The organism is Streptomyces sp. NPDC043746, from assembly GCF_056436485.1.
Genome location: NZ_JBWKCM010000015.1, coordinates 34,916 through 46,506 on the forward strand (window position 1 = coordinate 34,916; position 11,591 = coordinate 46,506).

General features: G+C 74.5%; 5 protein-coding genes and 1 pseudogene. 4 read left to right on the forward strand and 2 right to left on the reverse strand.

Going from position 1 to position 11,591, the window contains the following annotated elements:
• Window positions 1-17: 17 nt before the first annotated feature.
• Both AC0682_RS17840 and AC0682_RS17845 read right to left on the reverse strand, forming a co-directional pair.
• Complete coding sequence (locus AC0682_RS17840; protein ID WP_478533791.1) at window positions 18-1,379, reverse strand: ABC transporter substrate-binding protein; 1,362 nt, start codon at window positions 1,377-1,379, stop codon at window positions 18-20.
• Between the two features lie 353 nt (window positions 1,380-1,732).
• A complete protein-coding gene (locus AC0682_RS17845) occupies window positions 1,733-5,932 on the reverse strand; it encodes an FHA domain-containing protein (protein WP_478533793.1) in 4,200 nt (1,399 codons plus the stop codon).
• Window positions 5,933-6,541: 609 nt separating this feature from the next.
• Here AC0682_RS17845 and AC0682_RS17850 point away from each other — a divergent pair.
• From AC0682_RS17850 to AC0682_RS17865, 4 genes and pseudogenes are all read left to right on the forward strand, one after another.
• Complete coding sequence (locus AC0682_RS17850; protein ID WP_254812448.1) at window positions 6,542-8,230, forward strand: serine/threonine-protein kinase; 1,689 nt, start codon at window positions 6,542-6,544, stop codon at window positions 8,228-8,230.
• Window positions 8,231-8,377: 147 nt separating this feature from the next.
• Entirely contained in the window at window positions 8,378-9,628 is a 1,251-nt protein-coding gene (locus AC0682_RS17855) for a serine/threonine-protein kinase (RefSeq protein WP_254812449.1), read from the forward strand.
• Window positions 9,629-9,709: 81 nt separating this feature from the next.
• Entirely contained in the window at window positions 9,710-10,816 is a 1,107-nt protein-coding gene (gene prfB / locus AC0682_RS17860; RefSeq protein ID WP_254812450.1) for a peptide chain release factor 2, read from the forward strand.
• A 372-nt stretch (window positions 10,817-11,188) separates the two neighbouring features.
• A pseudogene (locus AC0682_RS17865) lies at window positions 11,189-11,591 on the forward strand (hypothetical protein); the annotation flags it as partial.

The window sequence follows — 11,591 nt, forward strand, 5'->3', positions numbered from 1 at the left end:
TCGTCGTCGCCACCGCGTCAGCCCTTGTACGCCTTGGCGGCCTCGGACTCCAGCTTCGCTTGAGCCCCCGCGATGTCCTTCGGGTTCTTCAGGAAGTCCTGGAGGATCTTCCACTGGCCCTTCCCGGGCGTCCCGCCGAACGACTGCGGGGCCTGGTCGGACATGTCGAAGCGGACGTCGTCCCCGGCCCCGACGAGCGCCTCGGCCATCGTGCGCTGCACGTCGTTGGGGTACGCGGCCGAGTCCAGGTTCCTGTTGGGCGAGATGAACCCGCCCGCCTCGGCCCAGATCCTCGCCGCGTCCGCCGAGGCCAGCCAGGTCAGCAGCGCCTGGGCGCCCTTGCTGTCCTTCAGCGCCACGGCCGCGTCGCCGCCGGTCACCACGGGGGAGTCCGCGCCGACCGCCGGGAACGGGAAGACCTTCGCGTCCGTACCGATCTTCGCCTCGGTCTGCGCGATGTTGATGGAGACGAAGTCGCCCTCGAAGACCATGGCGCCCTTGGGCTGGTCGCCCCCGGTGAACGTCTGGGTCACCGAGGCCGGGAACTCCGTCTGGAGAGCCCCGTCCGCGCCGCCCGCGATCAGCTCCGGCCTGCCGAACAGCTCGGCCAGCGTGGTCAGCGCGTCCTTGACCGACGGGTCGGTCCACGGGATCTCGTGCCGGGCCAGCTGGTCGTACTTCTCCGGGCCCGCCTGGGAGAGGTAGACGTTCTCGAACCAGTCGGTGAGCGTCCAGCCGTCGGCGCCCGCGACGGAGACCGGGGTGACACCGGAGGCGGATATGGTCTCCGCGGTGGTGATGAAGTCCTTCCAGGTCTTCGGCTCACTCGCGCCCGCGTTGTCGAACGCCGCCGCGTTGTACCAGATCAGCGACTTGTTGGCGGCCTTGAAGTACACCCCGTACTGCGTGCCGTCGACCGCGCCGAGGTCCTGCCAGACCTTGGCGTAGTTCTTGGTCAGCTGGGCCTTGGCTTCCTCACCGACCGGCTTGGCCCACTTCCTGGCCACCGCCTGCTGGATGGCGCCGACCTGCGGGATCATCGCGACGTCCGGGGGCTCGCCGCCCGCGATCTTCGTACCGAGGAAGTTGACGATCGGGTCCTGGGCCGGGACGAAGCTGACCTTCGCCCCCGTACGCTTCTCGAACTCGCCCAGCACCTTGGTGAAGTTGGCCTGCTCGGGCCCTGTCCAGACCGCGGCGACGGAGATGTTCTCGCCGTCCAGCTTCGGCAGGGTGACGGTGGGGGCGCTGTCCGTGCCCTTGTCCGTCCCGCCGCCCGACTTCTTCGCACCGCCGTCGTCCCCGCAGCCGGTCAGCGCCAGCGCGCCGACCGCCGTGAAGACGAGGGCCGCCCTGCGTAGGGAAAGGGTTGTCCGCATCTCTGCCCCGTCTCTTCCGTACGCGCCCGACCACGCTGTCGTCGCCCCGGGCCCGCGTCGTCCGTGCGCACAGTCCTACGCTCGGCGCACCGGCCCCGCAATACCGCAGCCTGGCCCAACGCGTTGATCGTGATGGGCTCGTGACGTCGCGTCAGCACATGGCGGGGGATGTGGCGGAATGAGGTGAGGAAGGGGGTGGGCGGGGGTTGGGCGGGGGCAGGAGTGGCAGGTCGGGGGTGTGTTGCGGGGGTCGGGTCGGGGTGTGCGCGGGTCTACGGGCTCCGGGGCCTTCGGGCTCACGGCGGGGGTGCGTAGTCGGGCTCACCGGCTCACCGGCTCACCGGCTCACCGGCTCACGTCGGGAACGGGATCAGCGGGGACAGCCGCTCGGCGTTCACCGAACGGGCCGCGCGCTCCAGGGCGCTGGCGAGCAGGGCCAGGTCCGTCGGGCCGTTGCCCAGCTCGCGGACCGGGCGGCGGGTCGGAGGGTCGCCCATCCGCTCCCACTCCAGCGGTACGACGGTGGGCCGCAGCGTCGCCGTACGCGGGATGCGGCCCGTGACCCTGCCCCCCTGGAACGGGGTCACCCGGCCGTCCGGGTGTCCCAGCCTGCCCCGGCCCGGGGCCGGTTCGTCCGGGGAGGGCGGCAGGACGGGGGCGTCCAGCACGATGCGCAGCCTCGCCCCACGGGCCAGCTCCGTGTCCTCCGTGCGGTCCGGGCGCGCCGAGGTGGCCACCAGGTGCACCCCGAGTCGGCCGCCGTCCCGGGCCACGGCCTCCAGCGCCCGTACCACGGAACCGGCGGCGGGCCGGCCGGGGCTGCCGAGCCCCGGGGCGACCAGTGCGTCGAAGTCGTCGGCCAGCACCACCAGGCGCGGCAGCGGGGAGGGCCCCGGGTCCGACGCCCGGGCGGCGACCGGGCGCAGCCGCAGGGTCCCGCTGGCCGGGGAGTCCAGGTCGCCCCGGCCCTCGGCGCTGCTCGGCGGACGCCTGCTCACGACCCGCCGGGGATCCGCCTGCTCGGCCGCCTCCGCGTGGCGGGCGTGCCAGGTGGCGAAGTCCAGGGGCCCGAGCAGCTCGGCGCGGCGCTTCAGCTCACCGCCCAGGGCCTGCGCGAACTCCCGCATCCGGACCGGGTCGGAGGCGACGAGGTGGGTGAAGACGTGCGGCAGCTCCGTACAGGGGAGCAGCCCCTCGCCGCGCTCCTCGGGCTTCCCGCCGGCGCCGTCGACCAGGAGGATGCCGAGCCGGTCGGGCCGGGCGGAGGAGGCGAGCGAGGCCGCGACGGCCCGCAGCAACTCGGTGCGCCCGCTCCCGGCAGGACCCTCGATGAGCAGGTGCGGCCCCTCGTCGGCGAGATCGACGCTGAGGGGCCCCCGGGGCCCGGCGCCGAGCACGAGCACGGGCCGACCGGAGTCACCCGCCTGCGGCGCGTGCCCCGGAGCCTCCCCGCCCTGCGGGCCGATCCCGGGGACGCGGCTGGAGTCGCGGCCGTCGGCGCCGGAGTAGGGGGTGCGCTCCGCGTCCCGCGCGTGGGTGCCGGGGTACGGCGTGCGGCTGGAGTTCCTGCTTTCCGTGCCCGGGTAGGGGGTGCGGGCCGAGCTCCGGCTGTCCGCCCGCGGGTACGGCGTCCGGCCGGAGCCCCGGGCTTCGGGGACCGGGTACGGGGTGCGCCCGTAGTCCAGGTCGTCCGTGTCCGGGTACAGCGTGCGACTGGACTCCCGGTTGCCGGCTCCTGGGTACGGGGTGCGGCCGGAGTCCCGGTCGCCCGCGCCCGGGTAGGGCGTGCGGCCCGAACCCCGGCTGTCCGTCCCCGGGTACGGCGTACGCCCGGAGTCCTGGTGTGCGGTCGAGGGGTACGGCGTGCCGGTGGAGTCCCTGGCGTCCGAGCCCGGGTACGGGGTGCGGCCGGAGTCCCGGTCGCCCGCGCCCGGGTACGGCGTGCGGCCCGAACCCCGGCTGTCCGTCCCCGGGTACGGCGTGCGACTGGACTCTCGGTTGCCGGCTCCTGGGTACGGGGTGCGGCCGGAGTCCCGAGCACCCGTCCCCGGGTGCGGGGTGCGCCCCGAGCGCCGGTCGTCCGTCCCCGGGTAGGGCGTACGGGCCGATCCTGGGGTGTCCTGGGGGCGGCGGGCCTCGGTTGCCGTGCGCTGGGGGCCCACGCGGGGGCCCGCACTCAGGGTGCGGCCCGAGCCGGGGCCCTCCAGGTCCGTCCGGGAGGGGGCGGCGGCGGGGCGGGGGACCGAGGCGCCCGGCTGGTCCTCCGCCGTGGAGGCCCAGCGGGCCATGAGCGACGCCGGGGTCGCGCGGGCCAGACCCAGCTCGTCCAGCAGCCGGGCCGAGGGCGGCAGCGCGGCCGTCGTCGGGCGGCCCGCCAGCGCGGCCGAACCCTCGTCGCGCAGGGGCGCCAGCGCCCGCCCGAACCGCTCGGCCCAGGCCGCCGACACCGCGTCCACCGCCGCCACCGTGCCGTGGCCCGCCGCCCGACCGCCCGCCGTACGCAGCAGCCGCAACGCCGTCGCCACATCGCCGCTCAGCATCGCGACCGCCCCGCACTCGCGGAAGGCGATCGAGGCCCGGCAGGCGGCGTCGTACGTCGCGGCCACCGGGGAGGTGGGCGAGGCCGCCGGGGTCTCCGCCAGACAGATCAGATGGATCCCGGCCGCCGCCCCCGCACCGGCCAGCCGGGCCGTCGCCTCGCGCAGCGCAGCCGTACCGGGGTCGCCGTCCAGCACGACCACCGTGTGCGGGCCCTTGTGCGCCCGGGCGGCGTCGGCCACCTCGGCGCGGTCCAGGTTCGGCCAGCCGGGGCCGAGCGGGCCCTCGTCCAGGCGGCGGACCAGCTCGGCCGTCCGGGCGGCCGCCTGCTCACGGTCGTACGCGAGGAGGAGCCGGCAGTCCTGCCCGTGCATCGGGCGCAGATGCGGCAGCCACCCCAGCCAGGACCACTCCCGCCGCCGCTCGTCCAGGGAGCGGGAGCGGTCCGTGGAGATGAGCACGATCTCCAGGTCGAAGGGGGAGTGCAGGGCAGCGAGCTGCGCCACCGTGGCACGGGCCAGCCCCGCCAGCCGGGCGCGCGGCCCGGCGAGCCCGAGCGAACCGGCCTCCCGCAGCCCCACCGTCACCGGCACCGACGGCACATCGGCCCGGTCGGTCGTCCCGAGCCGTACCACCAGCGCCTCCGGGTGCCCGTCGTGGCGCTCCCACAGGCGGGGCCCCGGGCCCAGCGCCGTCAGCAGCACCGCCGCCGGGTCCGGCCAGGTGCCCTCGGGCGCGGACGGCACGGCGGAGAAGGGCGAGAGCGGCGACACGGGCGAGGCCAGATGACCGGAGTCACCACCGGCACCGAAGGAACCCGAGGAACCGGAGGAATCCGCAGCGCCGAAGGGTTCGAAGGAGCCGCCGGAAGCACCGACGGAACCGGATGAACCGGCGGAAGCGGGTGAACCGGGCGCATACCCGCTCGAGGCGTACGTGCCCGAGCCCGAGGCCCTCGCCGTGTGGCCGTGGCCATCGCCGTAGGAGTGATCGGTCTCCGGCCGCCCCTCCCGGCCCGGCCGCTCCGCCCTCTGCGTCTGCTCGCCGCCCCTGCCGCCGCCACCGCCCTTGAGCCGCCGGGCCCAGGCGCCTATGCCGCCACGCCGGGGCGCCTCCCCGCCTTCGGGCGCGCGCTGGGACGATCCCGTGCCGGGAGCGCTGTGACCGGGGCCGGGCTCCTGGCCCTCGTAGCCGTACGCCACCGGTTCCGCGCGGGAGGCGTCGGAGGCACGGGCCCCCGCCCGATCCCCGTACGCCGGGCCCGCCCCCTCGCCGAGCACCCCGGGCCCGCCGAACCCGCCGGACCCGGCGCCGAAGGCCCCGGCCGCCCCCGGACCCTGGTGGACCGGCCCGTGCGAGGCCGACTCCGCGCGGCTCACCCGCAGGTGGCCCTCGCCGTCCGGGGCCGTCGGCAGGGTCGCCGTGCGCGGGTCCGCCGTGAGCCGGAGGGTCGACTCACCGAGCCGCAGCAGGGCGCCGGGCGGGAAGCGGACGGGCCGGTCGCGGACCTCCGCGCCGTCCAGGGAGGTGCCGTTCGTCGAGCCGAGGTCCGCGACCGAGACCCGGCCGTCCTCCGCCACCGTCACCGCGCAGTGCAGCCGGGACACGTCCGGGTCGTCCAGCGGGACGTCGGCCTCGGCGGAGCGGCCGATCCGGATCTGCCCGCCGTGCAGCAGGTGGACCCCGCCTGCGTCCGGCCCGGCGACCACGTGGAGCCGGGCCGGAACGGCGTCGTCCGTCGCCTCGTCCTCGCCGGGGACCTGGAGCGAGAGCACCGTCCCGTCCACCAGCGGCGGCTCACCGAGGGCTATCCGCTGGGCGTCCAGCCGCTCCCGCCCGGCGAAGAGGACCACCGCCCCGCCGCCCTGGGACCCCTCGGGCCCGGAGACCGCCTGGGCGAGGCCGGAGGCGACCGCGGCCAGTGCCGTCCCGGCGGGGGCGGTGACGAGCACATCGCAGGCGCGCGCCGGGGTCTGGCCGCTGCGCGGCGCGAGGACGGTCAGCCGGATCTGCATCGCCGTCGGCGGTCCCTTCTGCGCGGGGTGCCCGGCAGGGGAAACGCCCTGTGATTCCCCCCGCCCGGCACGGACAGGTCGTCCGTACAGGTCGTCACGGACCCCGGGCTCCCGACCCGTCAGATCCGTGCTTGGAGGCATCCTCGCACCTGCCACCGACAACACGCCCGGCGGTCACCTTCAAATGATCTTGAATGGTCGGCTGTGGGCGCAAAAGTGCCCGCTTGCGTCCGGTTCCCGACCCCTCTCCCCGGCCCTTCCCGACCCCTCTCCCCGGCCCTTCCCGACCCCTCTCCCCGGCCCTTCCCGACCCCTCTCCCCGGCTCCTCCCGCGCTTCTTCCCGTCGCTTCTGAGCGCTCCGGAGCGCGAGCGCACCCCCGCGCCCCGCCCCGCGCCGGTTCGCGCTCCGGCCGCCCGCGGCAACCAACCGTCCGGTCTGCGCGTCTTCCCCCGAAACGCGACCTTCGGAACCTCTCCCCAAGAGCCATCCCGCCCCCTCGTCCGGCGGCATTAGAGTGGGCCGGGACATCCGGGCCGGAGCACTGGGCCGGACATCCGGGCGGGCCCCGGGGGACCGCAAGCACCACGATCAGCAGGGAGCGCATGACGTGCGGCCGGTAGGCAGCAAGTACCTGCTCGAGGAGCCGCTCGGACGCGGCGCCACGGGCACCGTCTGGCGAGCCCGCCAGCGGGAGGCCGCGGGCGCCGAGGCGGCCGTCGCCGGTCAGCCCGGCGAGACCGTGGCGATCAAGGTCCTCAAGGAGGAGCTGGCCAACGACGCGGACGTCGTGATGCGGTTCCTGCGGGAGCGCTCGGTCCTCCTGAGGCTCACGCACCCGAACATCGTGCGCACCCGCGACCTGGTCGTCGAGGGCGATCTCCTCGCCCTGGTGATGGACCTGATCGACGGCCCCGACCTGCACCGCTACCTCCGCGACAACGGCCCGCTAACCCCGGTCGCCGCCTCCCTGCTCACCGCGCAGATCGCCGACGCGCTCGCCGCCAGCCACTCCGACGGCGTCGTCCACCGCGACCTCAAGCCGGCCAACGTGCTGCTCGACGAGCGCGACGGCGGCATGACCCCGATGCTCACCGACTTCGGGATCGCGCGGCTCGCGGACTCCCCGGGGCTGACCCGGACCCACGAGTTCGTCGGCACCCCCGCCTACGTGGCCCCGGAGTCCGCCGAGGGGCGCCCGCAGACCTCCGCCGTGGACATCTACGGCGCGGGCATCCTGCTGTACGAGCTGGTCACCGGCCGCCCGCCGTTCGCCGGGGGCACCGCCCTCGAAGTCCTGCACCGGCACCTCAGCGAGGAACCCCGCCGCCCCTCCACCGTCCCCGAACCGCTCTGGACGGTCATAGAGCGCTGCCTGAGCAAGGACCCGGACCGGCGGCCCAGCGCCGAGAACCTGGCCCGTGCGCTGCGCACGGTCGCCGCCGGCATCGGCGTCCACGCCAACTCGGCCCAGATCGCCGCCGCCGAAGGGGTGGGCGCCCTGCTCGCCCCGGACCCGGCGCCCACCGCCGTCCCGGAGACCCCGGGCGCCGCCGACCCGACCCAGGTGCTGCCGAGCAGCGCGGGCTCGTACGACCCGGCCGCCGCCACCAGCGTGCTGCCGCAGAGCGGCCCCGGTGGCAACCAGGGCCACGCCGATCCGACCGCCGTCCTGCCGCCCGTTCCGCCGCAGCACCCCGACGGGCAGCCGGACAGCCCGCACCCCTGGCAGTCCCAGCTCCAGGCCGCCCGCGACCGCAACGAGCAGACGCAGGTGCAGTACCTGGACCCGAGCCAGGACCCGCTGCGCCGCCGCCCCCAGCGCCAGGCGCCCCAGCAGCCTCCTCAGCGTCAGCAGCCCCAGCAGCGGCCCCCGCAGCACCCGCAGCAGCCGCTCCAGCAGCAGTACCCGGCCCCGCAACACCAGCAGCATCAGCCCCAGCGCTACCAGGCGCCCCCGCAGCCCCAGCGGCAGCAGTACGCGCCCCAGCCGCAACCACCCCAGCAGCCTCAGCAGCCCGCCGCGCGCCCGCCGCGCGAACCGCGTCCGCCGAGGCAGCGCGGCGCCAACCCGATGCGCATCCCCGGGCTCGGCTGCCTCAAGGGCTGCCTGTTCACCGTGGTGCTGCTGGTCATCGCCGGCTGGCTCATCTGGGAGCTGACCCCGCTTCAGGACTGGGTCGCCCAGGGCAAGGGGTACTGGGAAGCCATCGGTGACGCCATCGGCCAGGTCACCGACTGGATCTCCCAGATCGGTGAGGCCACCGGCGAGTCCGGCGGCGGCACGGGCGGAGCCTGACGGGGCAAACCATGTCCCTTTGTCGACTTCTCCGGGCGGATTCCGCCCGGAGAAGTGCGGTTCGGTGCCATCCCGGGCACGCAGCACCCCGAGCGCCGCGTAACTTTGTCGACCGGGGGTCCACCGCCAGCCGCTGAGGGAGCAGTCTTGGCACGCAATATCGGCAGCCGGTACACGGCCCACCAGATCCTGGGGCGCGGCAGCGCCGGCACGGTGTGGCTCGGTGAAGGGCCCGAGGGGCCGGTCGCCATCAAGCTGCTCCGTGAGGACCTCGCGTCCGACCAGGAGCTGGTCGGCCGCTTCGTACAGGAACGCACCGCCCTGCTCGGGCTCGACCACCCCAACGTGGTCGCCGTCCGGGACCTCGTGGTGGACGGCAACGACCTCGCCCTGGTCATGACCCTCGTACGCGGCACCGATCTGCGCACCCGCCTGGACCGCGAACGCCGCCTCGCACCCGAGGCCGCCGTCGCGATCGTCGCGGACGTGGCCGACGGCCTGGCCGCCGCCCACAAGGCCCAGATCGTCCACCGGGACGTCAAGCCGGAGAACATCCTGCTCGACATGGAGGGCCCCCTCGGCCCCGGCGGCGCCCACCCGGCCCTGCTCACCGACTTCGGCGTCGCCAAGCTCATCGACACCCCGCGCCGCACCAAGGCCACCAAGATCATCGGTACGCCGGACTACCTGGCCCCCGAGATCGTCGAGGGCCTCCCGCCGCGCGCCGCCGTGGACATCTACGCGCTCGCGACCGTGCTCTACGAGCTGCTCGCCGGGTTCACCCCCTTCGGAGGCGGCCACCCCGGCGCGGTCCTGCGCCGCCATGTCACCGAGACCGTCGTCCCGCTCCCCGGCATCCCCGAGGAGCTGTGGCAGCTCCTCGTCCAGTGCCTGGCCAAGGCCCCCGCCTCCCGGCTGCGCGCCTCCGAGCTGGCCGCCCGCCTCCGCGACCTGCTCCCGCTCCTGGCCGGCATCCCGCCGCTGGACGTGGACGAGCCCGGCGGCGACGAGGCGGAGCAGCAGCCGGCCGCGTACGACGAGCAGCAGTACACCCCCTCCGCGGAGGAGCCGCGCCGCCGGGGCGCGGTCCCCCTGGTGCCGGGCTCCGCCCCGGACTCCAACCGGGACACCCACACGAGCATGCGCGTCCCCGCGCCCGACGAGCTGGCCGGCGGCCCCCTCGGCACCGCCCGCGCCCCGCGCGCGCCCGGAAAGCCGCGCCCCGGCTCCGCCCGCAACAAGGCGGCGGCCGTCCGCAAGCGCCGGATCACCCTGGGCGCCGCGGCCGTCCTGCTCTGCGGGGCGGTGGCGGTCGGCGGCTGGCTGGCCGCGGGCGGCGGCGACGGGGACCCGGCGGGCCCCCAGGACAGCGAGAACTCGGCCCCGGCGACCCCGTAGGAGCCCTGCGGGGTCGCCTGCGCGGGGACAGGGCTCCCGGGGGAGGCGGAGCTTCATCCGCCATGCCGTTACGCTGGACCCGTGGCAGTCGTCGATATTTCCGAAGAGCTGAAGTCCCTCTCCTCGACCATGGGGTCGATCGAGGCCGTCCTGGACCTGGATGCGCTGAGGGCGGACATCGCCGCGCTCGAGGAGCAGGCAGCGGCGCCGTCTCTGTGGGACGACCCGGAGGCGGCCCAGAAGATCACCAGCAAGCTTTCGCACCTCCAGGCCGAGGTCCGCAAGGCCGAGGCACTGCGCGGTCGCATCGACGACCTCGGGGTCCTCTTCGAGCTGGCCGAGGACGAGGGCGACGCCGACGCGCTGGCCGAGGCCGAGGCCGAGCTGGAGTCGGTGAAGAAGGCGCTGGACGAGATGGAGGTGCGCACCCTCCTGTCCGGCGAGTACGACGCCCGCGAGGCGCTCGTCACCATCCGCGCCGAGGCCGGTGGCGTCGACGCCGCCGACTTCGCCGAGAAGCTCCAGCGCATGTACCTCCGCTGGGCCGAGCAGCACAACTACAAGACCGAGATCTACGAGACGGCGTACGCCGAAGAGGCCGGCATCAAGTCGACCACCTTCGCCGTCCAGGTCCCGTACGCCTACGGCACGCTCTCCGTCGAGCAGGGCACCCACCGCCTGGTCCGGATCTCGCCCTTCGACAACCAGGGCCGCCGTCAGACGTCCTTCGCGGGCGTCGAGGTGCTCCCCGTGGTCGAGCAGACCGACCACATCGAGATCGACGAGTCCGAGCTGCGCGTCGACGTGTACCGCTCCTCGGGCCCCGGCGGACAGGGCGTCAACACCACGGACTCCGCGGTCCGTCTGACCCACCTGCCCACCGGCATCGTCGTCTCCTGCCAGAACGAGCGCTCGCAGATCCAGAACAAGGCGTCCGCGATGAACGTCCTCCAGGCCAAGCTCCTTGAGCGCCGCCGCCAGGAGGAGCAGGCGAAGATGAACGCTCTCAAGGGCGACGGCGGCAACTCCTGGGGCAACCAGATGCGTTCGTACGTCCTCCACCCGTACCAGATGGTCAAGGACCTGCGTACGGAGTTCGAGATGGGCAACCCCGAGGCGGTCTTCAACGGCGAGATCGACGGCTTCGTCGAGGCCGGCATCCGCTGGCGCAAGCAGCGCGAGAAGTAGCCTCCCGCCGTACGAGGGTTGGGCCCGGACAGGGAACTGTCCGGGCCCTTCCGCGTTCGGCGCGCCGGGGTGAGATGGGAGGCGAGTTGAGGGGAAGCTGTGCCCGATGCGTCACAGTCGGGCTGCCGAATAGTCGTCAAGAACCCCTATAAGGGTGCGTACTGCACGGAACGGCCTTGACGGAATCCTTAACTCTGGCCAGGGTGCTGGAGCAGCATGCGTATGTCTGGGACGGGTGTGAACCGGGGGTCGGCGGGGGTGACCACGACATGACGTGGCCTTCGCCGAAAGCGATGAGCGATTCCCCGAGGGCCGCCGTGGCTCGCATATGGCTGCTCCACTGACGAGATCAGCTACTGGGGGTAGCAACAGATGACGAAGAAGACGCGCGTTCGCGTCGCGCGGATAGCCGCTGGTGCGGTTATTGCCGCAGGTGCCTCGCTGACCGCCGCGGGTGCGGCGCAGGCGGTCGGCATCGGCGTCGACACCGGCATTGCCGAGGTGTCGATCCAGACGGGCGACAACCCGGCCGGCGGTGCCGACCAGGGCGGTGCGTCCGGTGAGAGCCCCATCGGCGGCGCCGACCAGGGTGGCACGTCCGAGGGTGGCGACCAGGGCGGCACGTCCGAGGGTGGCGACCAGGGCGGTAACGCCAACGGTGGCGACCAGGGTGGCAACGCCAACGGTGGCGACCAGGGTGGCAACGCCAACGGTGGCGACCAGGGTGGCAACGCCAACGGTGGCGACCAGGGTGGCAACGCCAACGGTGGCGGAC